General features: G+C 69.1%; 21 protein-coding genes, 2 tRNA genes and 2 pseudogenes. 15 read left to right on the top strand and 10 right to left on the bottom strand.

Going from position 1 to position 24,663, the window contains the following annotated elements:
• Positions 1-165: 165 nt before the first annotated feature.
• The 8 genes and pseudogenes from ACFYTQ_RS33820 (at position 166) to ACFYTQ_RS33855 (ending at position 9,436) form a co-directional block, all read left to right on the top strand.
• Positions 166-1,008 (top strand): N-acyl homoserine lactonase family protein, encoded by an 843-nt coding sequence (locus tag ACFYTQ_RS33820; protein ID WP_387369706.1) that lies wholly within the window; start codon positions 166-168, stop codon positions 1,006-1,008.
• Complete coding sequence (locus ACFYTQ_RS33825) at positions 1,005-2,120, top strand: NDMA-dependent alcohol dehydrogenase (protein ID WP_387369708.1); 1,116 nt, start codon at positions 1,005-1,007, stop codon at positions 2,118-2,120. The genes ACFYTQ_RS33820 and ACFYTQ_RS33825 overlap by 4 nt, the downstream gene beginning before the upstream one ends.
• Positions 2,121-2,165: 45 nt before the next feature.
• Positions 2,166-2,249, top strand: a pseudogene (locus ACFYTQ_RS33830) (SDR family mycofactocin-dependent oxidoreductase); the annotation flags it as partial.
• An 83-nt stretch (positions 2,250-2,332) separates the two neighbouring features.
• Positions 2,333-3,220 carry an alpha/beta fold hydrolase gene (locus tag ACFYTQ_RS33835; protein WP_387369710.1) on the top strand — a complete coding sequence of 296 codons (888 nt, stop codon included), beginning with the start codon at positions 2,333-2,335 and terminating at the stop codon, positions 3,218-3,220.
• A gap of 133 nt (positions 3,221-3,353) precedes the next feature.
• Complete coding sequence (locus ACFYTQ_RS33840) at positions 3,354-4,919, top strand: class I adenylate-forming enzyme family protein (protein ID WP_387369712.1); 1,566 nt, start codon at positions 3,354-3,356, stop codon at positions 4,917-4,919.
• A 2-nt stretch (positions 4,920-4,921) separates the two neighbouring features.
• Positions 4,922-7,846, top strand: coding sequence for an AMP-binding protein (locus tag ACFYTQ_RS33845; protein ID WP_387369714.1), 2,925 nt, complete (start codon positions 4,922-4,924; stop codon positions 7,844-7,846).
• Positions 7,847-7,863: 17 nt separating this feature from the next.
• Positions 7,864-8,694 carry an alpha/beta fold hydrolase gene (locus ACFYTQ_RS33850; protein WP_387369716.1) on the top strand — a complete coding sequence of 277 codons (831 nt, stop codon included), beginning with the start codon at positions 7,864-7,866 and terminating at the stop codon, positions 8,692-8,694.
• A 115-nt stretch (positions 8,695-8,809) separates the two neighbouring features.
• Complete coding sequence (locus tag ACFYTQ_RS33855) at positions 8,810-9,436, top strand: TetR/AcrR family transcriptional regulator (protein WP_387369718.1); 627 nt, start codon at positions 8,810-8,812, stop codon at positions 9,434-9,436.
• Between the two features lie 52 nt (positions 9,437-9,488).
• Here the strand turns inward: ACFYTQ_RS33855 and ACFYTQ_RS33860 are convergent.
• Positions 9,489-9,561: transfer RNA gene (locus ACFYTQ_RS33860), tRNA-Lys, on the bottom strand.
• 284 nt (positions 9,562-9,845) lie between these two features.
• On the opposite strand from ACFYTQ_RS33860, the gene ACFYTQ_RS33865 reads away from it, so the two are divergent.
• Complete coding sequence (locus ACFYTQ_RS33865; RefSeq protein WP_387369719.1) at positions 9,846-11,048, top strand: Ig-like domain-containing protein; 1,203 nt, start codon at positions 9,846-9,848, stop codon at positions 11,046-11,048.
• Between the two features lie 233 nt (positions 11,049-11,281).
• Here ACFYTQ_RS33865 and ACFYTQ_RS33870 read toward each other — a convergent pair whose 3' ends face one another.
• Positions 11,282-11,488: a hypothetical protein gene (locus ACFYTQ_RS33870; protein ID WP_387369721.1), complete on the bottom strand. Its 207-nt coding sequence runs from the start codon at positions 11,486-11,488 to the stop codon at positions 11,282-11,284.
• Positions 11,489-11,620: 132 nt separating this feature from the next.
• Between ACFYTQ_RS33870 and ACFYTQ_RS33875 the strand changes: the two genes are divergently transcribed.
• From ACFYTQ_RS33875 to ACFYTQ_RS33890, 4 genes are read left to right on the top strand one after another with little or no spacing between them, the layout of a single operon-like run.
• Positions 11,621-11,944 carry a WXG100 family type VII secretion target gene (locus ACFYTQ_RS33875; RefSeq protein WP_387369723.1) on the top strand — a complete coding sequence of 108 codons (324 nt, stop codon included), beginning with the start codon at positions 11,621-11,623 and terminating at the stop codon, positions 11,942-11,944.
• Positions 11,941-12,240: a WXG100 family type VII secretion target gene (locus tag ACFYTQ_RS33880; protein ID WP_387369725.1), complete on the top strand. Its 300-nt coding sequence runs from the start codon at positions 11,941-11,943 to the stop codon at positions 12,238-12,240. The genes ACFYTQ_RS33875 and ACFYTQ_RS33880 overlap by 4 nt, the downstream gene beginning before the upstream one ends.
• 1 nt (position 12,241) lies before the next feature.
• Entirely contained in the window at positions 12,242-13,621 is a 1,380-nt protein-coding gene (locus tag ACFYTQ_RS33885) for a hypothetical protein (protein ID WP_387369727.1), read from the top strand.
• A 9-nt stretch (positions 13,622-13,630) separates the two neighbouring features.
• Positions 13,631-13,927: a hypothetical protein gene (locus tag ACFYTQ_RS33890; protein WP_387369729.1), complete on the top strand. Its 297-nt coding sequence runs from the start codon at positions 13,631-13,633 to the stop codon at positions 13,925-13,927.
• 39 nt (positions 13,928-13,966) lie between these two features.
• Here ACFYTQ_RS33890 and ACFYTQ_RS33895 read toward each other — a convergent pair.
• Positions 13,967-14,039: transfer RNA gene (locus ACFYTQ_RS33895), tRNA-His, on the bottom strand.
• Positions 14,040-14,092: 53 nt separating this feature from the next.
• Positions 14,093-14,719, bottom strand: coding sequence for an oligoribonuclease (gene orn / locus ACFYTQ_RS33900; RefSeq protein ID WP_387369731.1), 627 nt, complete (start codon positions 14,717-14,719; stop codon positions 14,093-14,095).
• A 221-nt stretch (positions 14,720-14,940) separates the two neighbouring features.
• Here orn and ACFYTQ_RS33905 point away from each other — a divergent pair, with 221 nt between their 5' ends.
• Positions 14,941-16,641 carry a helicase HerA-like domain-containing protein gene (locus ACFYTQ_RS33905; RefSeq protein WP_387369733.1) on the top strand — a complete coding sequence of 567 codons (1,701 nt, stop codon included), beginning with the start codon at positions 14,941-14,943 and terminating at the stop codon, positions 16,639-16,641.
• 14 nt (positions 16,642-16,655) lie between these two features.
• Here the strand turns inward: ACFYTQ_RS33905 and lysA are convergent, their stop codons facing one another.
• From lysA to ACFYTQ_RS33935, 6 genes are all read right to left on the bottom strand, one after another.
• A complete protein-coding gene (gene lysA, locus ACFYTQ_RS33910) occupies positions 16,656-17,999 on the bottom strand; it encodes a diaminopimelate decarboxylase (protein ID WP_387369735.1) in 1,344 nt (447 codons plus the stop codon).
• 142 nt (positions 18,000-18,141) lie between these two features.
• Positions 18,142-18,936, bottom strand: a complete 795-nt coding sequence (gene cmrA, locus ACFYTQ_RS33915) for a mycolate reductase (RefSeq protein ID WP_387369737.1) — start codon at positions 18,934-18,936, stop codon at positions 18,142-18,144.
• A 352-nt stretch (positions 18,937-19,288) separates the two neighbouring features.
• Complete coding sequence (locus ACFYTQ_RS33920; RefSeq protein ID WP_387369739.1) at positions 19,289-20,056, bottom strand: VOC family protein; 768 nt, start codon at positions 20,054-20,056, stop codon at positions 19,289-19,291.
• Positions 20,057-20,073: 17 nt separating this feature from the next.
• Positions 20,074-22,110, bottom strand: a complete 2,037-nt coding sequence (locus ACFYTQ_RS33925; RefSeq protein WP_387369741.1) for an FAD-dependent oxidoreductase — start codon at positions 22,108-22,110, stop codon at positions 20,074-20,076.
• A gap of 4 nt (positions 22,111-22,114) precedes the next feature.
• A complete protein-coding gene (locus ACFYTQ_RS33930) occupies positions 22,115-22,681 on the bottom strand; it encodes a PadR family transcriptional regulator (protein WP_387369743.1) in 567 nt (188 codons plus the stop codon).
• Between the two features lie 183 nt (positions 22,682-22,864).
• On the bottom strand, positions 22,865-24,286 hold the full coding sequence (locus tag ACFYTQ_RS33935; RefSeq protein WP_387369745.1) for an MFS transporter: 1,422 nt from the start codon (positions 24,284-24,286) through the stop codon (positions 22,865-22,867).
• Positions 24,287-24,370: 84 nt separating this feature from the next.
• Here ACFYTQ_RS33935 and ACFYTQ_RS33940 point away from each other — a divergent pair.
• Positions 24,371-24,571 (top strand): annotated as a pseudogene (locus ACFYTQ_RS33940) (hypothetical protein); the annotation flags it as partial.
• Between the last annotated feature and the right edge of the window lie 92 nt (positions 24,572-24,663).

The raw sequence follows: 24,663 nt of genomic DNA on the forward strand, positions 1-24,663 counted from the left end.
TGTGATCCAGGGCACAGCGGAGGGTTGGGTGGTGACGGGAGTCGGCGTCCAGCGCCGATCGGCTGACGCCTTCGGAATGCGCAAACATAATATTTAATGCTGAATTCGGGTTGCCGTTGTCGACCATTCTCAGCATCTCCACGCCGGCACGACATTGGAGTCCCCATGGCAGCATCGAAGTCCGTCCGCCGCGTCTGGGCGCTGGACGCCCCGACCCTCACCGTCGACTGCGGCATCCTCATGCTCGGCACCGGTGGCGAGCAGGAAACCATTCCGTCGCCGACGTTCCTGATCGAGCACGACGAAGGGCTGCTGGTCTTCGACTCCGGGCTGGCCACCCTCGGCGCGGGCGACCCCGCCGCGGCCTACGGGGAGATGGCCGCCGCGTTCCGGATCGAGTTCCCCGAGGCGTACCGGCTCGACCGGCAGATCGAGGCCCTCGGTTACACCGTCCGCGACGTCCGCCGAATCGTGTTGTCGCACATGCACTTCGACCACACGGGCGGACTCGATCTGTTCCCGCACGCGCAGGGCTTCATCGGTGCGGGCGAGCTGCGCTACGCCAGGACCCCCTCGAATCTGGATGCCGCCTTCTTCCGGGAGGACGACATCGCGGCGGCGCAGCGGATCGCCTGGAACGAGGTGCCCGCGGGCTACGACCACGACCTGTTCGGCGACGGCAGCGTCACCCTGCTGTCGCTGCACGGGCACACCCCCGGCACGCTGGGTCTGAAACTGCGCATGCCCGACGAGAGCACGCTCGTCCTCACCAGCGACGCCGCGCACAAGTGGGACAACATCGACCTGACCATCGGCATGCCGTTCGATGTCGACCGCCCGAACAAGAACAGCGCCCTGCAGAAGATCAAACTGCTGGCCACCCAGCCCGGAACCACGATCTGGATCAGCCACGACCCGTCGGACTGGGCGGAACTGCGGGCCGGGGGCTCGGAGATCACCAGCGCCGCGACGCTGCGGTCCCGCTCGAAGGACTCGGTGCCGGCATGAAGACCCTGGCAGCCGTCATCGACGAGGGCAGTACCGAACTCGAGTTGCGGGAGTTGGACGTCGATGAACCCGGTTTCGGTGAGGTCCACGTCAAATTCGTCGCCTCGGGGCTCTGCCATTCCGACTATCACTTCATCGACGGGATTCTCGGCGGGCGCACGCCGATCGTCCTCGGTCACGAAGGGGCCGGGATCGTCGAATCCGTCGGACCGGGGGTGACCCGATTGCAGCCCGGCGACCACGTCGTCGGCAGTTTCGTGCCGACCTGTGGTTCGTGTCGCTACTGTGCGACGGGCCGATCGAGTCTGTGCGACATGGCGGCCGACACGATGAACGGCACGTTCCCCGACGGCCGCTTCCGCTACCACGACGCCGAAGGTCGCGACTACGGCAGCCTCTGCATGCTCGGCACCTTCTCCGAACGAGCCACGGTCCTGGAACGGTCGATGATCAAGATCGATCCGTGGATCCCGCTCGAGGTCGCCGTGCTCGTCGGCTGCGGCGTACCCACCGGCTGGGGCACCGCGACCGAGGCGGGAGCGGTGCACTTCGGCGACACCGTGGTGGTCTACGGCATCGGCGGGATCGGCATCAACGCCATCCAGGGCGCGGCGTTCGCCGGAGCCAAATTCGTCGTCGCCGTGGACCCCGTGGCGTTCAAGCGTGATACCGCCCTGAAACTCGGTGCCACACATGCCTTTTCGACCGCCGAGGAAGCGGCCGCCCGGGTCCACGAGCTGACCTGGGGACAGGGCGCCGACCAAGCCCTCGTCACCGTCGGCGTCGTGGACGAGCAGGTGGTCAGCGACGCCTTCGACATCGTCGGCAAAGGCGGCACGGTGGTGGTGACCGGGCTCGGCGCGCCCGAGGAGCGCACCGTGCACGTCTCCGGCGCCGTGCTGACCAAGTGGGAGAAGACGATCAAGGGCTCCATGTTCGGAACCCTCAACCCCCACCACGACATCATCAAACTGCTGCGTCTCTACGACAGCGGCCACCTGAAGCTCGACGAACTGGCCACCCGCCACTACCGACTGGACCAGATCAACGAGGGCTACGCCGATCTGAAGGCCGGAAAGATCATTCGCGGCGTGATCCTGCACGACACATAGCCCGACCTCGGCCACGAAACCCCCACTCCCCGAGAGACATTCACCATGGGACTGCTCGACGGCAAGGTCGCACTCATCACCGGCGCGGCCAGCGGACAAGGCCGCGCCCACGCTCGTGTCCTACCCGCCGGGCACGGCCGCCGAACTCGCCGAGACCGTCGAACCGGTCGAGAAACAGCGGGAATCGACGTCGAGCGGATCGTGGTGAGGTCGTGACCACCCTCCCGCGCACGGCCCTCGCCGCCTGGTGCGGGGCGTTGGTGCGTGCCAACGCCGCGGTCTACCGCCCGTTGTTGGGCACCCCGCCCATGCACAGTGAGGCCACCGGCGACGGCCGGGCGGTGCTGCTGCTCAATGGTTACGGCGCGAGCGGGCGGGTCTGGCCGCACGATCTGGCCGAGTGCGGACGCACCGTCGTGCGGGTGGATGCCCGCGGAACGGGCGAATCATGCGGGCGCACCGCGGCTTTCACGATCGCCGACCTCGCCGACGACGCGCGCGCCGTGATGCTGGAACGCGGCATCGCGACCGCGACCGTGGTCGGGTGGTCGCTCGGCGGCATGGTGGCGCAGGAGCTCGCGCTGCGGCACCCGGAGGCGGTCGACGCCCTGGTCCTGGTCGGCACCGTCCCGCCGTCCCCGGCAATGGAACTGCGCGTGCTGCGCACCTCGCTGGCTATCGGCAACGTCGTACTCCGCGGCTCGTCGGACGGGTTCCTGCGCGCGCTGTCGGATCTCGGCGGCCCCGGCGCGACGCACGAGCGGCCCGAGCGGATGCGTGAGATCGCCACCGCCATGCGCGGCAGCCGCCTCACCTGGTGGGCGCCCGCCATGCAGGGGCTCGCCGCCGGCGCCTGGCGCGGCCCGGAACGCCTGCGCCGCATCGCCGTTCCCGTCACCGTGCTGCACGGCGCCGACGATCCGATCGTGCCGCTCGCGAACGCCCACCGGCTCGGCGAGCTGATCCCGCACGCCCGCGTGGAGGTGCTCGACGGCGTCGGTCACCTCCTGCCCTTCGAGGCCGCGGACCGGTTTCTCGCCGTCGTCCGGGGAGCGGCCGGGCACGGGGAACTCGAAGGTGTGGACCACCCAGCGGTGTGAAGGTCCGCCGAGCCGCGCAACTTCGGAGCGATTGTGTGACTCGAGACACACTACCCTCGAATACCGTGTAATCTAACGGCCATTAGAGGAATCTAATGGTTGTTAGAATGCATGGAGGGCCAAGACGATGGGGATGAGCATCAACTACGTCACCGACGCGGTGGTGGGGCAGATGCCCGCGGTCGATCCGGACGCGATGGCGATCGCCCTGGGGGCCGAGGAGTCGGTCACCTGGACGGAGCTGCGGGCGCTGGAGCTGCGCTACGCCCGCGCATTGCAACGCGCCGGGGTGCGGAAGGGTGACCGCGTCGGCGTCCTGCTCCGCAACTCCATCGAGTACATCGCCCTCTACCTCGCGATCGGCCGGGTCGGCGGGATCAGCGTCCGGCTGAACTGGCGACTCACGGCCCCGGAGTTGCAGTTCGCGCTCAGCGATTCGGGCGCCACCGTCCTCATCTTCGACGCCGAGTTCAGCGGCGCGCTCGAGCCCATCCGAGACGACACGGACGTGCGTACGTTCGTCGCCCGCGAATCGGGCGCGCCGGCGCCGGCTTGGGCGCGGTCCCTGGACGCCTTCACCGCCCACCTGGGCGGCGCGGCCGAGGACGCATCGGGCTATCCGACGCTCGGCTTCGACGATCCGCTGTCGCTGATGTACTCGTCGGGCACCACGGGCCGGCCGAAGGGCGCGCTGTTCTCACACGGGAACGCCCTGTGGATCGGCGCGATCCAGGCGATGCGGTGGGGGATCACCGACCGAACCGTCGCGCAGACCTCCGGGCCGCTGTTCCATGCCGGGGGATTCGAGGTGCTGCTGCTGCCCACGCTCCTCGCGCACGGCACCGCGGTCACCTTCCCGTCGGGCGGTTTCTCCCTCGACAACTTCATGCGGGTGGCCCGCGATCGCGAGACCACGGCCATGCTGCTGTACCCGTTCATGCTGGGCGACCTCCTGCGCAGGGACGACGTGCGCGAGCTGATACCGCGATCGTTGCGGCGCATCGTGACCGGCGGCGACATCGTGATGCCCTGGGTGTACGACGCGCTGGAGGAGAAGCTTCCCGGTGTCGAGCTCACCCAGTCCTACAGCCTCACCGAGGGCGGGGCCGTCTCCAGCAGTCTCGAATTCGACGTGGCCCGCGGTCACGAGCGCAGCATCGGCCGCCCGCAGGCGATGACCGAGATCAAGGTGATCCGGCCCGACGGCAGCCGCACCGACGTCGACGAGGTCGGCGAGATCTGCGTCCGCTCGGGCGGCGTCTCGATCGGTTACTGGAACCGCCCGGAGGCCACCGAGGCCACCTTCCAGGACGGCTGGTGCCACTCCGGCGACCTGGGCCGGATCGACTCCGACGGCTTCCTCACCATCGCCGGCCGCGCCAAGGACATGTACCGCAGCGGCGGCGAGAACGTCTACCCGCCCGAGGTCGAGATGGTCATCACCAGCCACGACGACATCGCCGACGCCGCCGTGATCGGCGTGCCCGACGACAAGTACGTGGAGGTGGGCGCCGCGGTCATCGTGCCCGCCGAGGGCCGCGAGGTGGATGTGGAGGCGCTGCGCGTGTGGCTGGTCGGCCGGCTCGCCAAGTTCAAGGTCCCGGTGCATTACCACCTGGTCGAATCGCTGCCGCGCAACGCGGGCGGCAAGGTGCTCAAGAACGAGCTCCGCAAGATCTACGGCGCGGTGGTGAGCTGACGATGGGCCTCAGGGACGCGTTCGGCGAGGCCCTCGCCGCGGTCGGCAGGGCCGAGGCATTCGCCAGGAACGCCGCCGAGTACGCGCGGTTCGGCGGCCTCAGGGTCGACGAGGAACGCTCGCCGTACTCCGTCGAGCACACCGGCCCGGCCCTGTCGCTGCGCCGCTACTTCCCCGACGCGCTGCCCGGCACCGACCAGCCCTCGCTGCTGCTGGTCCCGCCGCTGATGATGATGTCCGAGGTCTACGACGTCGCGCCGCGGTCCAGCTCCGTCAGAGCCGTCCACGAGCTGGGCGTCGACGTCTGGGTCACCGACTTCGGCCGCCCCGAGGAGGTCGAGGGCGGCCTCGACCGCGGCGTCACCGATCACGTCCTCGCCGTGAGCGACGCGATCGAACACGTGCGCGCGGCGACCGGCCGCGACGTGGTGATCGGCGGGTACTCGCAGGGCGGCATGTTCTGCTACCAGGCGGCGGCCTACCGCCGGGGCGACGGCATCGACTCGGTGATCGCCTTCGGCGCGCCGGTGGAGTTCGCGTCGATGCCGATCCCGATGTCCGTGGACACCTTCACATCGATCGCGAAGGGCCTGCTCGACACCGGCCTCGTCGACAAGGTGTCGCTTCCCGGCTGGTTCAACCGCTCGGCCACCCGCATGCTGGAGCCGATCCGCAGCCTGCGATTCGAGCTCGCGTACATCAAGCAGTTGCACGACCGCGACAAGATCGAGCCGGGCGAGCAGCAGCGCAAGTTCCTCGCCCACGACGGCTGGACCGCCTACTCCGGCCCCGCCCTGCGGGATCTGCTGGAGGACGTCATCGTCGCGAATCGGATGCTCCGGGGCGGCCTGGTGATCGGGGACCGCACGGTCTCCCTCGCCGACCTGGACATGCCGGTGCTCATCGTGATCGGTGAGATCGATAAGGAGGGGCACCCGCGGTCGGCGCGACCGATCCTGCGGGCCGCGCCGCGCGCGGACATCTACCAATTGGATTTGCACACCGGGCATTTCGGCATCGTCGCCGGCAGCGGCGCCCGCCGGAACACCTGGCCCCGCGTCGCGGACTGGATCGCGTGGCGCGCCGGGCGAGCCGCGCTGCCCGAGCAGATCGTCCCCGCCCGCGAGCGGACCACCATCGCGGGCTGGCGCCCGGGCGAGATCGCCAGCCGGTTCACGGCGACGACGGATATCGGTGTCGAGGTGGTGAAGACGGTGTGGGGCGCCGCCGCCGAGGCGGGCGACCTGGCGTTCTCGGTGCTGCGCGACCGGGTGGCGGGGGTGCCCCTGATCAACCGGATCGAGGCGCTGCGCCCCGACACCGCGGTCTCCCTGGGCCTGCTGCTCGACGAGGCCGCGGCCCGCGACGAGGACGCGCCGGCCCTCCTGTTCGAGGACCGGGTGCTGCGCCGGGGCGCGGTCAAGCACCGCGTGGACAGCATCGTCAAGGGCTTGATCACGCTGGGGGTGCGGCCCGGCGATCGGGTGGGCGTACTGATGGAGACCCGCCCGACCGCCCTGTGCACCGTGGCGGCGATCAGTCGGCTCGGCGCCGCCGCCGTGCTGCTCCGCCCGCACGGCGACCCGATGCGGGAACTGCGGCTGGGAGCGGTCTCGGTCGTGATCGCGGATCCGCAACGCATCCCGGCGGAACGTCTCGCCGACGACGTGGTGTGGGCGGTCCTGGGTTCCGACGATGCCGACGAGCGCGCGATTCCGGGCTACGCCACCGACCTGGAGCGGGTCGACCCGGACAGGGTCGACGAACCCGCGTGGTATCGCGCCGATCCGACCCGCGCGACCGACCTCGCGTTCGTGATGTTCGCCGGCCGCGGCGACGACGTCCGCGTGCTGGAGATCACCAACCGCCGGTGGGCCCTGTCCGCCCTGGGCACGGCGAGCGCCGCCGGACTCGGGCCCGACGACACGGTGTATTCGGTCACGCCCCTGCATCATTCCTCCGCGCTCCTGATGGCCGTCGCCGGCGCGGTGGCCTCGGGGGCCCGCCTCGCGTTGGCCACCGCTCCGGATGTGGACACCTTCTGGCAGGAGGTGCGCCGCTACGGCGCCACGCACGTGAGCTACAACTGGTCCTCGCTGCGCGAGATCGCCACCGCGCCCGCCCGCCCGGAGGAGGCGCACAGCCCGATCCGGATGTTCATGGGTTCGGGCATGCCGCCCAACCTGTGGCGGCGCGTCGCCGAGCGGTTCGCCCCGGCGCGCGTGCTCGAGTTCTACGGCAGCGCACGGGGAGAGGCGATCCTCGCGAACGTCTCGGGCGAGCGCGTCGGCTCCGTCGGCCGCCCCGTGCCCGGCACGGCCCGGGTCAAGGTCGCGGCGTTCGACCCGGCGACGGGCCGGCTCACCTTCGAGCGGGACGGGTTCGCCCGCGAGTGCGATCCCGGCGAGCCCGGTCTGCTGCTCGCCCGGTGCGCGGCCGTGCCCGGCACACCGAACGTCCTGCGGTCCGTGTTCACCACGGAGGACGCCTGGCAGTCCACCGGCGACGTCTTCGTCAAGGACGCCGAGGGCGCCTACTGGTATGTCGAATCCGTCGACCGGCTGCTGAACACCCCGCGCGGGTATCTCGCGCCGCGCCGGATCGCGCACACGCTGCAACGGATCCCGAGCGTCGACCTGGCCACCGTCTTCCTCGCCGAGGGCCCGGCGGGCGCGCCCACCGTCGTCGCGGCGGTGACGGTGCAGCCCGGCTCCGATCTCAGCGGCTGGGCGCTGTCGTCCGCCCTGCGACGACTGCCCGCCGACCACCGTCCCGACATCGTCCGCGTGGTCGAGGACGTGCCGGTGCCGCAGTGGTCTCGGCCGGTGTGGGACAAGGTGATCGCGGGCGGCGTGGGCAGCGCCGCCGACGGCCCCCGGTTCGAAAGGGGCGAGGACGGCGAGACCTACACCGCCGCGAAGGTGTGACGAGGAAAAGAGAAAGCATGTCTCAGACCTATGGCGGCGACGACACGCCCGCCGACCGTACGGTGACCGCCCGGGGGTTGGTGCTGTACACGCGCCGCCGCCCCGGAAACACCGAGCCGCCGTTGCTGTTGATCCACGGACTCGGCGGCTCGATGGACTCGTGGAAGCCGCTGCTGGCGAACCTCCCCGGCCGCGATGTCATCATGATCGACACCCCCGGCATGGGCCGTTCCGAGCTGCCGCGGCGCCCCCTGCCGATCCACGGGGTCGCCGACGTCCTGGCGGCCGCGCTCACCGAACTCGGCGTGGACCGGGTGGACGTGCTGGGCTACTCGCACGGCGGCACCGTGGCCCAGGAGTTCGTGCACCGGCACCCCCGCCGCGTGCGGCGCCTGATCCTGACGGCCACCGTCGCCGGCGTGCCGTGGCTGCCGCCCCGGCCACGATCCACCCTCGCGTTGCTCTCCACCCGCCGGTACCGCGACCGCGCGGCGGCGGCGCGCGACATCCCGCTGCTCGCGGGCGGCCGTACCGCCCGCGACGCGGGCACGCTCGCGGCCGTGCTCGCCGACCGCGAGGCGAACCCACCCGGTAAGAAGGGGTACCGGTACCTCCAGGCCGCCGTAATCGGCTGGTCCAGCCATCCGTGGCTGCACCGATTGCGTTGCCGCACACTGGTTTTGCAGGGCTCCGACGACCCCGTCGTCCGGACCTTCAACGGTCGCCTCCTGGCCGGCCGGATCCACGGCGCCCGCCTAGAGGTGCTCGGGGGCGCCGGGCATCTGATGCTGTTCGACGAGCCCGAGCGTCTCGGCCGCCTGATCTCCGACTTCCTCTCCGCCCCCTGACCAACGGTCCCCGAATGAGCCTGGCGGATCACCAGTGCGGACGCCGCACCGACCGAACCGGCGGCAGGTCGTTTCGTCTTCTAACGACCGTTCGGTTATGCGAAAATACTTGTCCATGACCATGTTCGACCTGGCGTCCGGGCCCCGCCTGTCCAAGTCGGAGGACACCCGCCGCCGCATCGTGCTGGGCGCCGCGGCCGTGCTCGTCGAGAAGGGCTACGCCGCCACCCGGCTCTCCGATATCGCCGCCACGGTCGGCATGCAGGCCGGCAGCCTCTACTACCACTTCGACTCCAAGGACGACCTGGTCGAGGAGGTGCTCGGCTTCGGCGTCCGGTACACCCACGACTACGTCCGCAAGGCCGTCGAGGCCCTGCCGTCCGACCGCACCCCCGGCGAGGTCCTGTTCGAGGCCGTGGCGGCCTTCCTCGAGGCCCTGCTGGCGATCGGCGACCTCTCTCCCGCCCACCTGCGCACCTTCCACCAGGTCCCCCTCGAAATGCAGGAGCGCCTCCGCCCACCCCGCCGCGAGTTCGGCCGCTACCTGGACGAACTCATCTCCGCGGCCATCACCTCCGGCGAGGTCCGCTCCGATATCGACACCGACGTCCTGCGCCTGTTCATCATCAATTCGCTGGAGCGCGTAGTGGATTGGCCACAGCCCCTACGCGAGCGCAAGGGCAATTCAGCGGTGAAAATGATGCGCACCCTCATCCTCGACGCCATCCGCGCGCCTCGATGACCGCACACTGGAACACGCGACACGTGGATCCTGTGGGAGAGTAGAGAATGTGTGCGCCATCAGGGACTCGAACCCCGAACCCGCTGATTAAGAGTCAGCTGCTCTGCCAATTGAGCTAATGGCGCTGGTGTCACCCGGAGGAAGTGAACGCTTCCGTCCGGTGCGGGGAAAACCATAACAGGCAAGCCAGGCGAACGTGAAATCACCTGGTCAGGGGTGGTGCGCGCGAGGGTGTTAACGGGCGTGCCCGTGGGCGGGATGTAGGGGGTGGCGGATCTGGTGTGTCGGGTGTCTCGGTGGCCCGCGTGCTGGCAAAATGATCGGACGTGGTCTCGGGTGATCCCGGTGGGATCGTCCAGCGTGGCGGGTGCGGGCTCGGTGCGCGTGAGGCAGGGAATCGGGGTTGGACATGAGCATATGGCGGGTGCGGCGGCGGTCTCGGGGGCCGTTCGGCGCGATGGCGGTTCTCGCGGTGGTGGCGCTGGCCGCGACCGGGTGCAACAACTCGGGCGCGAGCGAGGCCGGGCCCGTACCGCAGGGGCCGCCGGTCGGGGAGCTCATGCGGCCCAAGCTGGTCACGCCGGTGGCCGATGGGGCGGTCGGGGTCGCGGCGGGGGATCCGCTGCTGGTGCGGGTGGACGACGGACAGCTGGCGGGGGTGACGCTGTCGGGCCCGGACGGGGAGGTGCCGGGGCGGATGGCGCCGGACGGGCGGTCGTGGACGGTGGCCGAGCCGCTCGCGTTCGGGCGGAGCTACCGGTTGCAGGCCGAGGCGGTCGGACTGGGCGGAAAGTCTTCCAGCGCAGTCAATTTCACGACGATCACCCCGCGCAGCAAGACCCATCCGTGGCTGCTGCCCGCCGACGAGGAGGTGGTCGGCATCGGCCAGCCGGTGGCCGTCCAGTTCGACGAGAACATCCCGGATCGGCGCGCCGCGCAGGACGCGATCAAGATCACGACGGTGCCGCCGGTGGAGGGCGCCTTCTACTGGGTGAACAACCGTGAGGTGCGCTGGCGCCCCGAACACTTCTGGCAGCCGGGCACCCGCGTCACCATCGACGTGAACACCTACGGCCGCGACCTCGGCAACGGCCTGGTCGGCGACACCAGCATCCACTCCACCTTCACCGTCGGCGACGCGGTCGTCTTCACCGCCGACGACGACACCAAGATGGTGACCGTCGAGCGCAACGGCGAGGTGATCCGCACGATGCCGACCTCGATGGGCAAGAACTCGTCGCCCACCGACAACGGCGTCTACATCCTCAGCGACCGCTTCGACCACATGATCATGGATTCCTCCACCTACGGCGTCGCGGCCACCGGCCCCAACGGCTACCGCACCCCGGTCGACTGGGCCACCCGCATGTCCTACAGCGGCATCTTCATGCACTCCGCCCCCTGGTCGGTCGGCCAGCAGGGGTACACCAACACCAGCCACGGCTGCCTGAACCTCAGTCCCGCGGACGCACGCTGGGTCTACGAGACCGCCAAGCGCGGCGATATCGCGATCGTGAAGAACACCGTGGCGGGCACCCTGTCCGGCGTCGACGGCCTCGGCGACTGGAACATCCCGTGGCCGGAGTGGAAGGCGGGCAACGTCGACCGTTGACCCGTCGGCGGCCGCCGCGCAATATCGTTGCGGCACAACGGTTCACGGGTCTCCGGGCTGCGGGACGGCAGGTGAAGCATCATCATTTCAAAGGGAAGTGTACCGCGACCCGCCGCGCCGACCGTCGACTTCCGGCGAACCGCCCGAGTATCCAGCAACTTTCTGGCAAAATATGGTGTGAGGCCGGGGCCCTCGCGCTCCGGAGGGGACGCGAGGGACACCGGTGATACCGCTCACTGACTCGGCTGTGGCAGTTCGCAATTGCCCAGATGCGGATTCACACCCATGTAGTTGAGCGGCCCGGACACGATCGTCAACGCGATATTCCCGAAGCTCGCACAGGTGATCGGCCCGCTGTCGAAGTAGTGCCGCTGCGCCGCGGCGATGAACCCCACCACCAGCCAGATGAGCAGAAGTACGGATCCGGTCCTGGTCTTCATGGGCCATTCCAATCGTCGCCGCTCACTCGCTCGCGGTAGGGCGATTGTCCCATTCGTGGGGGGTTCGGATCGAGTCCTTCGGCGTGGCGAACGGGCCGGGCGCGTTGGGGCGGGGGATTAGGATCGATGGTCATGAGCGAGGGCGGGGGGAACCCGGATCTGTCGGTCGTGCCGGACGAGGTCGCGAAGCTGGGCAAGTACGCGTACGACCTCGCCGATATCCTCCGCTCGGCCCTGGCCGACGCGAGTCGGGAGGTGACCGCGTTGACCGAGACCGGTTGGACCGGTACGGCCGCCGCCAGCTTCGCCGAGGGCTGGGACGAATGCCGGGACGGCGGACAACGGATCATCGAGGCGCTCGGCACGCTGGCGGCGGCCGTGGGCGTCACCGCGGAAACCTATGCGGCGCACGACAATCAGTTCGCCGCCGAGGTGTCGAGCCTGGATCTGTCGTGAGCGAGGCGTTCGACGTCGACCTGGACCGGCTCGAGAGCGTCGTGGCGCGGCTGTCGGGTCTGGCGGGATTCGTCGACGACCATCTCGCCACGCTCGATCGGAAGGTGGCCGCCGTGCACGCCGGATCCTGGACCGGCGTCGCCGCCGAGGCGCACCGGACCGCACATCGCGAATGGGCTGCGGGCGCAGCCGAATTCGTCGCCGGGATCAGCGAGATGAGCGCGGCGGCCAGGCAGGCGCACGGCCACTACAGCGAGGCGCAGGACGTCAACGACAAGATGCTGGGCGGGGGCTGAGGTGCCGTCGGTCGATCCGCAGGTCTATTACGACGCGGCGAAGGCATGCCAGCAATTGGCGCATGATCTGGAGGCTCCGGTCAACGCCCTGCGCGGAAGCCTCGACGGCTGCGCGGGAATGGCGGGCCATTACGACGCGGTCGCCGGGTGGGCCGGTGAATACGACCAGCACGCCAGGTCTTTCGATCAGTACGCCACGAATTACGTTGGCGCGCTGTACCATTTCGGCGATCTGCTGTACGCCGCCGGGCACAACTGGGCGATGGCGAACTGGAAGGCCGATCGGAATCCGAACAAGGGCGATCCGCCGACCAAGCCCGCCCCGGCGTTCTCGCCGACGGTCACCGTGCAGCAGACGGTTCCCTCCGCCGGGAGCAACGGCAAAGGGCTGGACACCAATATCCCCGGTCTGCTGGAGCAGGTGGGCATTCCGATTCCCGACGGCGACAGCCGCAAACTGGGAGTGGCGGCCGACGCCTGGAAGGCATTCGCCGCGCACGCGACTGTGACGGGCGCCGAGGCTCGCCTGAAGTCGGTCGCCGGAATGTTCGACGAGTTGCAGGCCCGGGACGTCACCCATATCAACGAGCACTTCAAGACGCTGGGCAGCGGCGCCCACGCGCTCGCGGCCTTCCCGGGCAGCCTCGCCGTTCCGGTCGCCGATCATCGACAGGCGTTGACCGAATTGCGCGGCGGCGTGGACAGCGCGCTGTCGGATGTGAAGCGGGATCTGGCGCTCGCCGTCGGGTTCACCGTGGTGGCGATGACGATCGAACTGGTCGGGACCGCGGGGTTGGCCACGCTCGGACCGGAAGAGGCCACCGCCGCCGTCGGCACCGCCTCGGGTGCCGCGGCGGTCACCCGCGCCGCGAAGATTCTGCGCGACCTGGTGCGAGACAGCCGATTGCTCATGATTCTGGGCAGTGCCGCGGCCGGATGCCTGGCGTTCAAGGCCGTGGAGAGTCTCGATATCCGATCGGCCATCGTGGGGATTCTTTCGCTGGCGATTCAGCAGATTCAAGAGGGTGGGCAGGTCAATGCCACTCGGTATGAGGATCTGCCGCTGGCCCCGGAGGTTCCGGAGGCGGGGTTGACGGACGAAGGCGAACAGTACGTTCGTAGAAGGCATTTTCCCGGCGGGTCGGAAACGAACCCGGGCAAGAGCATCTTTCTGGAGGGCGAGGATCCCGATGCGCTGGTCGAGGCGGCCGAGGGCGTTACGGCCCGCGGGCCCAACCACGACAACCACTACGAACGCGAGGTCGATGCCGGGCGGGTTATCGGCAACCTGTCGCCACGGAGCGGCGGTGAGCCGACGACGAAGTACAAGGTGATCACCGACAAGTGGGGAACGGTTCTGTCGATGTTTCCGGTGAAGTAGGAGGGTGAAGTGGGGATCGATGTGTTCATTCAGAATCGGCTTCATGAACGGACCGAGACGATTCTGGACTACGACCTCGACGCCTTGGACAGGCTGATAGAACGGGCCCCTCGGGGATCGCTGACGCAGGCGATTCATCCCTATGCCGACACGATGTTCAATCCGCGGCAGTTGCAGTCGTTCCTCGCGGAACTGTCGGAATTCTCGCCCTCGGACGACAAGGAAGCGCAGCTGATCGCGGTTCTTCGACGGGCCGCCGAGACCGCCCTGGAGCGGTTCGGCTACCTCTGGTTCAGCGGCGACTGAACGAAAACGGCCCAGGCCGTAACCGGCCTGGGCCATCAGGGTGAGCGACGGGACTCGAACCCGCGACAGCCAGGATCACAACCTGGTGCTCTACCAACTGAACTACGCTCACCATCACCGGGAGACCCGGCGCGCTAGATCGTAACGCCTGTTCCGGTTCGTGACCTAATCGGCCTGGTCAGCGCCGGTTGTGGGGGTGGCGAGGCGGGTCGCCACGGCGGCGATCTCGGCGGTCGAGGGGCCGGGGGGCGCGACGAAGGCGGTGCGGCGGTAGTACTCGAGTTCGCGGATGGATTCCTTGATGTCGGCCAGGGCGCGGTGGGTGAGGCCCTTCTCGGGCTGGCCGAAGTAGATGCGGGGGTACCAGCGGCGGCACAGTTCCTTGATCGAGCTGACATCGATCATGCGGTAGTGCAGGTAGGAATCGAGGTCGGGCATGTCGCGGGCGAGGAAGCCGCGGTCGGTGGCGATGGAGTTGCCTGCCAGCGGGACCGTGCCGGGGGTGGGAACCCACTTCTTGACGTAGTCCAGGACCTGCTGCTCGGCCTCGGCCAGGGTGACGGTGGAGCGCCGCACCTCGTCGGTGAGCCCGGAACGGGCGTGCATCTCCTGCACGACGGGCGGCATCGCGGCCAGGGCGTCGTCGTCGGCGTGAATGACGATGTCCACGCCGTCACCGAGAATGTTGAGGTCGCTGTCGGTCACGAGTGCGGCCACTTCGATCAGCTTGTCGCTGTCGAGGCGCAGACCGGTCATCTCGCAGTCGATCCACACCATGAGTTTGTCGCTCATCGGTGACACCCCGAGGTCACGCTCGACCGAGGCATCGGATTGCGGCGTATCGCAAGCACCAACTTCGACTCCATAAGTTTGTCGGACACCCGGGCCACATTACTGGGTTGACCTGCCGGGTTTACCCACTGCGTTCGATATGGTGTGGCCAGGATTCGAGCTTGGTCCAGGTAGATCGGCAATGTTGGCGCGCAGTTGGCAGGGCGGATGGAGGATCGGCGATGACTACTCCCCAGGAACGGGCGGCGGCGGCCCGCAAGGCGGCCGAGGAGGCGGCCCGGGTGGCGGCGGAAGCGCAGGCCGCGGCGGAGGCGGCGGAGCGGGAGGCGGCGGGCGAGGTCGCATCGAATTCCTCTGAAGCCGAGGCAATTTCGGAGTCGTCGGCGAGACCTGAGAGCGAATCAGGCGCTGCCGCATCGGATTCCGATGCCGCGGCGCTGAGGATTGCCGCGGGCTACGCGGCCGAGGGCGCGGCGCTCGAGCTCGGTGCGGTGCTGGTCGACGGCCAAGTGAATCCCGCTGCGCGCGTCCGTATTCCGTTGCGGACGATCAATCGGCACGGGCTGGTCGCGGGGGCGACCGGCACCGGGAAGACCAAGACCTTACAGGGAATCGCCGAGCAATTGTCGGCGGCCGGGGTGCCGGTGGTGCTGGCCGATATCAAGGGCGACCTGTCCGGACTGTCGAATCCCGGTGTCGCCGAAGAGAAAACGAAGGCGCGCGCGGCGCAGACCGGCGCCGCCGACTGGGCCCCCGCCGGTTTCCCGACCGAGTTCGTGTCCCTCGGCACCGAGGGCATCGGGGTGCCGATCCGCGCGACGATCACCTCCTTCGGTCCCGTGCTGCTCAGTAAAGTATTGGGACTCAACGCGACTCAGGAATCGACCCTCGGGCTGATCTTCGACTGGGCCGACAAGCGCGGACTCGGGCTGCTGGATCTGAAGGATCTGCGATCGGTCATCCAGCACCTCACCAGCGCCGAGGGCAAGGAGGATCTGAAGGGGATCGGGGGGGTGTCGGCCGCGACGGCCGGGGTGATCCTGCGGTCGCTGGTCAATCTGGAGGGCGAGGGCGGGGACACGTTCTTCGGTGAGCCCGAACTCGATCCGGCCGACCTGCTGCGCACGGTGGACGAGCAGGGCGTGATCACGCTGTTCGAGCTGGGCACGCAGGCGGCGCGGCCGGTGCTGTTCTCGACATTCCTGATGTGGGTGCTGGCGGATCTGTTCCAGACCCTGCCGGAGGTCGGCGATGTCGACAAGCCAAAACTCGTCTTCATCTTCGACGAGGCTCATCTGCTTTTCGACGGCGCCTCCAAGGCATTTCTCGATCAGGTGGAGCAGACGGTGAAACTCATCCGCTCCAAGGGCGTCGGCGTCTTCTTCTGCACCCAACTCCCCACCGACATCCCCAATCAGGTCCTCTCCCAACTCGGCGCGCGCGTCCAGCACGCCCTACGAGCCTTCACCCCCGACGACCAGAAGGCCCTGACCAAAACCGTACGCACCTACCCCAAAACCGACGTCTACGATCTCGAACAGGCCCTGACCTCCCTCGGCATCGGCGAGGCGATCGTCACGGTGCTGTCCGAACAGGGCGCCCCCACCCCCGTCGCCTGGACCCGCCTGCGCCCACCGCGCTCCCTCATGGGCACCCTCAGCGCGGACGAGATACGGTCACGAGCCCAGGCGAGCCCGCTGTACACCAAGTACGGCGAAACGATCGATCGAGAATCGGCCTACGAGGCCCTGTCCGCGAAAGTCGCCGCGGCTCAGCCCGATTCGCCACCCCAGGCCCACGACGAGCCGTCCGCCGCCGACCGCATCATGAGCAACCCGGCCGTCAAGAGTTTCCTGCGTTCGGCCGCGAGCGCCGCGGGCCGGGAAATCAGCCGCAGCATATTCGGCACTCGTCGGCGGTAGGCGGGGTCGACGCCTCAGCCCAAATCGCGCGACATCAAATCGCCGTACGTCTCCCGACGCACCATCTCCCGCGACCGCCCCTCGTACACCGACACGATCGGTGGCCTGCCGACGCCGTTGTAGGACGAGGCGAGGCTGTGGTGGTAGGCGCCTGTGCTGGGGACGGCGAGTACCTCGCCGGGGCGGAGGTCGGCGGGGAGGCGGATGTCGCGGGCGAGGATGTCGCCCGCCTCGCAGTAGCGGCCCGCGACGGTGGCCGTCAGGTGTGGGCCGGTGGGGTGGCGGCTGGCGACGACGGCGTCGTAACGGGCGTCGTAGAGGGCGACGCGGGGGTTGTCGTTCATGCCGCCGTCGACGATCACGTAGGTGTGGCCGTTGTCGATGTGCTTGATCGCCATGACGCGGTAGAGGGTGACGCCCGCGTGGGCGACGATGGCGCGGCCGGGTTCCATGGCGATGTGCGGGCGAGGGTGGTGGGTGCGGGCGCAGGCGGCGTCGAGGGCGTCGTCGATGATGTCGGCGAGTTCGGCCAGGTTCAGCTCGGGGTCGCCGCGGCGGTAGGCGACCGCGTGGCCGCCGCCCAGATCGAGTTCGGTGAGTGTGACGCCGTGGTCGTGGCGGACGCGGGCGAGCTCGGCGACCAGGCGGCGGATCGCCTCGCCGTAGAAGTCGGGGTCGTGGATCTGCGAGCCGAGGTGGCAGTGGAAGCCGACGAGGCGCAGATTCGGTTGGCGCAGAACGCGTTCCACGGCCTCCCGGGCCTGCGCGCTGCCCAGCGGGAGACCGAATTTCTGGTCGGTCGCGCCGGTGCGGACGGCCGGGTGGCCGGGCACGTCGATGCCGGGGGAGAGCCGGAGCAGGACCTGCTGGGGCGCGGTGGCGAGCGCGGCCAGCAGGGTGATCTCGGCGAGCGAGTCGACGACGATGCGGCCGACGCCCGCGGCGACGGCGGCCTCCAGTTCGCAGAACGGTTTTCCGGTGCCGTGCAGGACGATTCGCGCCGGATCGACCCCGGCGGCCAGGGCGATGGCCAGTTCGCCGCCGGAACACACGTCGAGCGACAGGCCCTCCTCGGCGATCCACCGGGCCACCGACCTGGTGAGCAGCGCCTTGCCGGCGTAGATGATCTCGGCGTCCGGGAAGTGCTTGCGGTAGGTGCGGCAGCGGCGGCGGACCTCGGTCTCGTCCAGAACGTAGGTCGGGGTGCCGTACTGGTCGGCGATGTCGGCGAGGGCCACGCCGGCGACGGTGATGCGGCCGAGCTCGTCGTAATGGGTTTCGCACGGCCAGACCGAGGTGTCCACTCGCGGAGACGGCATTCCCGAACGCAGGGACGGGAAGATCTCGAGCAGCGTCACGGCTTCTCCTGTGGGTTCCCCGCTTTCTCCTCACTGCGGGGCCACCCTCAGGACTACGCCGCTTCCGTTCGGAAGGATCTCGTGGTTACGGGTCCTTGACACCCTCGGCGCGCGTCTTGACGCCGCGCTGACGCCGGTGTGATCAGCCGCCCAGCTTCTTGTAGAACGAGCCGACGATGGGTGCGGTGATAGCACGGGGCGCGTACTGCCCCGCGACGCTCATTCCCTTGCTGATCAGGCCGGGAACCACGCGCATCTTGTTGCGGGCCAGCGCGTCGATGGACATCTTGGCGGTGGCGGCGGCGGTGACCCAGATGAACTCCGGGATCTTGGTACTGACCTCCTCCTGGTCCGGGTTGTCGGTGCGGACCGGGCCCGGGGCCAGCAGGGTGACATGGACGCCGCTGCCGGTCAGCTCGCCACGCAGGGATTCGGAGAAGCTGTTGGTGAACGCCTTGCTCGCGGCGTAGGTGGCGTTGTTGGGGATGGGCATATTGCCCGCCGCGGAACCGGTGATGAGGATGCCGCCGCCGCGGCGCTCGATCATGCCCGGCAGCACGGCGAGCGTAAGGTCGTGCACCGCAACGGCATTGAGTTCCATGATGGACCGCTCGAAGTCGGCGTCGAGTTCGGCGACGGGCCCGAAGGTGGCGACCCCGGCGTTGTTGCACAGGACGGCGATATCGCGGGAGGCCAGTTCGGTGCTCAACGGCGCGCGCTGCTCCCGATCCGACAGATCCACCGCCCGCACCTCCGCGGTGACCCCGTAACGCTCGGTCAGCCGCTGCGCCAACTCGGCCAGCAACTCACCCCGCCGGGCCACCAGGATCAGCGAATATCCGCGCCGCGCCAGCTCTTCGGCCAACGCGGTTCCGATCCCGGACGACGCTCCGGTGACAACGGCACGATTCTCGGCAGTGGGTGCGGGAAGGCTCACGCCCGGGGAGCCTACCCACGTCTCCCCACCCCACCAACCCCAGCCACTGACCCGCCCAGCCTTCCCCAGGCCATACCACCTCCAGCTTGAAGCAGCACAGCCGCACCCTTTATTCGAATCCGCACCCTCTGTAGTGCCATGCAAGGGGTGCGGATCCAAATAAGGGGTGCGGCTGGGTTCCCGCCCCTTGAAGCGCCCAGCCTTCTCCAGGCCGTACCACCTCCAGCTTGAAGCAGCACAGCCGCACCCTTTATTCGAATCCGCACCCCCTGTAGTGCCATGCAAGGGGTGCGGATCCGAATAAAGGGTGCGGCTGGGTTGCCGTGCGTTGAGGTTGTGCGCCGGGGGAGGGTCAGGGGCCCATGATGGCCAGGCCCCAGTCGAGGTGGCCGTGCCAGATGGTGGCTATGCGGCCGCCTTGGACGGCGGGTTTGGGGTCGCCGATGGGGCCGCCCGCTTTGCGGATCTGGGCGATGGTGGTGTCGAGGTCGGCGGATTTGAACGCGAGGCCGGGGAGGGTGGGGGGTCGGTCGCCCGCGCCGACCACCTCGAGGAAGGGGTCGCCCACTCGGTAGAAGGCCATTTCGGGGCCGGAGGGGCCGCGGGGGTGGAAGCGGCGGCGGGGTTCGGGGACGTTCAGAACCTTGTTGAGGGTGGTGACCGCCTGGTCGAGATCGGGGACCCAGTAGACGAGGTGGTCGATGGCGGTGACACCATTGGGATGGGCCGTTTTTGGAGCGTCGTGGGCTGGCGGATTACAAGGAGCCGAGGGATCTGTGTGGCCGTGGTGGGCGTGTGTCGGGGCCTGGGCTGATTGATGTTCGGGAGTCGAGAGGTCGGTGTGGCCGCTGTGGGCAAGCCCCGGGGCCGTGGTGTGCTGGGCTGGCTGATGCTCGGGACCCGAGGGATCGGTCCGGCCGCGGGCGAGCGTCGGGGCCGCACCGGGACGGAGGGGTTCGAGAACGGGAATCCCCAGCGCGGCAGGGTCGGCGGCGGGATGATCGAAACCCCAGGCGGTCCGGCCCACCAGAGCGCAGACCACCGACCCGATCCGAACAACCCCATCCTCGACGACGAAACCCAATGCCCCCCAAGCCTTCTCGTCCCCAGGCACCCCCACCCGGTCCACCGACACCCTCACAACGCCGCCGCCAGCCGCGTCCCCTGATCGATCGCCCGCTTGGCGTCCAACTCCGCCGCCAGATCCGCCCCGCCGATGAGATGCACCCGCACCCCCGCCGTCCGCAACGGCTCCTCCAGCTCTCGCACGGATTCCTGTCCGGCGCAGACGATCACGTTGTCACACTCGATGACCCTGGCCCGGGAGCGCTTGTCGCCGAAGCTGATGTGCAGGCCGCGGTCGTCGATGCGTTCGTAGTTGACGCCGCCGATCTGTTCGACGCCCTTGGCCTTGACGGCGGCGCGGTGAACCCAGCCGCTGGTCTTGCCGAGAGTCTTGCCGAACGGGCCCGATTTGCGTTGCAGGAGAACGACTTCGCGGGCGGCGGGTGAGGGGTTGGGGGTGGTGAGCTGGCCGGGGGCGTCGGGGTCGTCGGCGAGGACGCCCCATTCCTCCTTCCACTCGTCGAGTTTCAGCGTGGGGTGGCCCTCGACGGTGAGGAATTCGCTGACGTCGTAACCGATTCCGCCCGCGCCGATCACGGCGACCTTCCTGCCGACCGGCTTGCCGTCGCGGACCAACTCGGCGTAGGTGAGGACCTTGGGATGATCGATGCCGGGGATGTCGGGGACGCGCGGCCGCACCCCGGTCGCCAGGACCACGTGGTCGTAGCGTCCCTCGATCAGCTCCGCCGCGCTCACCCGCCGGTTCAGGAACACCCGCACCCCGCTGAGTTCCAGCTTGCGGGTGTAGTAGCGGATGGTCTCGCCGAACTCCTCCTTGCCGGGAATCCGCCGCGCGATGTCGAATTGGCCGCCGATCTTGTCGTCGGCCTCGAACAGGTCCACCTTGTGGCCGCGTTCGGCCAAATTCACCGCCGCGGACAGCCCGGCGGGGCCCGCGCCCACCACGGCGATCCGCTTGGTGCGGCGGGTCGGCGACAGCACCAGTTCCGTCTCGTGCCCGGCGCGCGGGTTGAGCAGGCAGGAGACCGTCTTGTGCACGAAGGCGTGGTCCAGGCACGCCTGATTGCAGGCGATGCAGGTGTTGATCTCGTCCTCGCGGGTCTGCTCGGCCTTGCGCGCCCACTCGGGGTCGGCCAGCAGCGGGCGGGCCAGCGAGATCAGGTCGGCGTCGCCGCGGGTGAGGATCTCCTCGGCGGTCTCGGGCATGTTGATGCGGTTGGACGCGCACACCGGAACACCCACGCGCGCTTTGATCTTCGCGGTGAACTCGACGAAGGCGGCGCGCGGCACCGAGGTCACGATGGTCGGCACCCGAGCCTCGTGCCAGCCGATGTCGGTGTTGATGATGCTGACCCCGGCCTGCTCCAATTCCGTTGCCAGCGCGAGGATCTCGGTCTCGGTCTGACCCTGCTCGACGAATTCGGCCATGGACAGCCGGAAGACGATGACGAAGTCCGCGCCCACGGCCGCGCGGATGCGCCGCACGATCTCCACGGCGAAGCGCCGCCGGTTCGCCGCGCTGCCGCCCCAGCGGTCGGTGCGCTTGTTGGTGCGCGGGGCCAGGAACTGGTTGATCAGATAGCCCTCGCCGCCCATCACCTCGACGCCGTCGTAGCCCGCGAACTTCGCCAGCCGCGCGCAGCGCACATAGTCCTCGATGGTGCGTTCGACGCCCTTGTCGGAGAGCTTGCGCGGCTTGAACGGATTGATCGGGGCCTTGATCGACGACGCCGAAACACTGAAAGGCACATAGGCGTACCGCCCGGCGTGCAGGATCTGCAACGCGATGCGCCCGCCCTCGGCGTGTACCGCGCGGGTGACGGCCCGATGCCGGTACGCCTCGGTCTTGTTGGTGAGCTTGGCCCCGAACGGCAGCAGCCAGCCCTCCCGATTGGGCGCGTACCCGCCGGTGATGATCAGGCCGACGCCGCCGCGGGCGCGTTCGGCGAAGTAGGCGGCCAGCCGGTTGATGTCCCAGGCCCGGTCCTCGAGCCCGGTGTGCATCGAGCCCATGACCACGCGATTGCGCAGGGTGAGGTGCCCGAGGTCCAGCGGCTCGAACAGATGGGGGTAGGCGTGCGACGACATGGCGTCACCTTTCGGTCGGAGGCTGCGGCGACAGGTCCCGGCGCAGGCCGTCGAGTACCTCGTCGCACCATTCGATCAGGCCCGTCTCGGCCCGAATCCCGCCGCGCAGCACCAGATATTGATGCAGCGCGGAACCGGTGAGCCGGTGGGGGTCGGGGAAGTCCTTCTTCTCGATGAGGCGGTACACCTCGAGCCGCTGCGCGTGCCGCTCGCGGTGGCGGGCCACCTCCGCGCACAACGCGGCCGCGTCCCCGTGCGCGGCGGCCCGGACCTTCACGCCGAGTTCGCTGCGCATGGGTCCGATGTCCTCGGTCGGTTCGGCGATCCAGCGGCGCAACTCGGCGCGGCCCGCGGGGCTGACGGTGTAGACCTTCTTGTCCGGACGGCCCGCCTGGGCGACGGCCCGCCCGCCGACCCAGCCCCGCTCCTCCATGCGCTTGAGGACGCGGTAGATCTGCTGGTGGGTGGCGTTCCAGAAGAAGCCGATGGACTTGTCGAAGCGCTGCGCCAGCTCGTACCCCGACCCGGCGCGCTCGGTCAGCGATACCAGCAGGGCGTGCTCGAGGGCCATGGCGTGAGGGTATCGGCGAACCCGTCCCTATGCAACGGGGTGCATAGCAAATTCCCCGTTCAACGAGAAACAATCAGAGACATTGCGTATCGTCGGCTCCGGCGCTCCGGCGCCGATCTTGGATACGGGAAGTGCACCTCGCGAATCCGGGAGGTTCGCGGGGTGCGCTTCTGTCCGTTCGGGTCAGCGCACCGCCCGGCTCGCGATCGCCGCGGCGACCACGACCGTCGCCCCGGTGGCGATCGAGGTGGTTCCGGCGGCGGCCGCCGCTCCCGATCCGGCCAAGGTCAGGTAGATCGAGCCGAAGACGGCCACGCCCAGCACCATGCCGAGCTGCGAGGCGGTCGCCAGGATGCCGCTGGCGTCGGCCGCCAGCACCGGCGGAACCTTGCTCAGGGCGCGATTCATCAAGGGGCTGAACGCGATTCCGTAGCCGAGGCCGGTCGCGGCGGTCAGCGTCAGCTCGACCGGTCCCATGCCGTGGCCCGACCGCACCAGCGCGCCGAGCGCGACCATGGTGGCCGCGGCGAACAGCTGTCCCGCGGGAATCATCGCCGCGTGATAGCGCGCGGGGACGCGGCTCCAGTTCATGCTCGCCAGCGCGAACGTCACGCCCATGGGCACGAACAGCAGGCCCGCGTGCAGCGCCGAGTAGCCGAGTGTGCCCTGTACGTGGATAGCCATGAGGAACAGCCAGCCGCTGAAGGTCGTCATCACCACCATCAGGGTCAGCGCCGCCCACACCAGTCCCGGCGCGCGCACCACCCGGTCGGCGAACAGCGGTTCCCCGCCGCGCCGGTGCACCAGCCGCTCGACCGCGCCGAATCCGGCGAAACCGATTGCGGCGCAGGCGATCGCGAACCAGGTCCAGGCGGGCCAGTGTTGTTCGTGACCGAGCACCAGCGGCAGCACCAGCAGCAGCACCGCGGGGGTGAGCACCGCGAGCCCGGCCAGATCCAGCCGGCGGTCCACCCGGGCGGTCGCCGCGGGCAGCAGGCGCGGCGCGACCGCGAGCAGGGCGACGCCGATCGGGACGTTCACCAGAAACACACCGCGCCAACCGGTTTCGGCGATATCCGCGGTGACGATCAGCCCGCCGACGATCTGCCCGACCACCATGCCGCCGGAGATGACCGCCGCGTACGCCGACAGCGCGCGCATCCGCGCGGTGCCGGTGAAGTTCTTCTGGATCAGGGTCATGATCTGCGGCACCATCGCCGCCGCGCCCACCCCCTGCGCGAAGCGGAAACCGATGAGCGCCACCGCGTTCCAGGCCAGTCCGCACGCCAGCGACGCGATCGTGAACAGCGCCAGCCCGGTCAGGAACATGGTGCGCTGACCGAACCGATCGCCCAGCCGCGCGCCGGTGACCATGAGCACCGCGTAGGCGATCACATAGCCGGAGACGATCAGTTGCAGCGCGGACCCCGTCGCGCCGAGCGAGGTCCGGATCGAGGGAATGGCGACATTGACGATGGAGGCGTCCAGCACGGCCATGAACTGTCCGAGCAGGATGACGGCGAGCAGGGTGTAGACGCGCCGGGGCGCGGGGTCGAGTGCGCCGACCGCCGGTGACGGTGGGGCTTGGGTCAGCGGTTGTGTCATGGGACAGAGCCTGCGCCGCGCCCGATCCTGGTAGAAGGAGCCTGCTCATACTGGTAGTGCCAGCACCTGGATACCGATCGGGCGATGCGCGACGATGGTCGGGTGACCGCCATCGAGACCCCCGCCGCCGATTCCCGCGAGGTGCGCAAGGCGCGGCGCGGCGAGTTGGGCGCGTTCCTGAAATCGCGGCGCGCGCGCATCGCGCCCGCCGAGGTGGGCCTGCCCGCCGGATCCCGCCGTCGCACACCGGGATTGCGGCGCGAGGAGGTCGCCCAGCTCGCCGGGGCTAGCCTTGGATAAGTGGCCCCTTAGCGAGAGGGAGTGGTCACCGTGCCGAAACCGCAGGTCAAACGCACTAGCTACAGTGACGTGACGCT

Source organism: Nocardia sp. NPDC004068, from assembly GCF_042874315.1.
Classification (GTDB): domain Bacteria; phylum Actinomycetota; class Actinomycetes; order Mycobacteriales; family Mycobacteriaceae; genus Nocardia.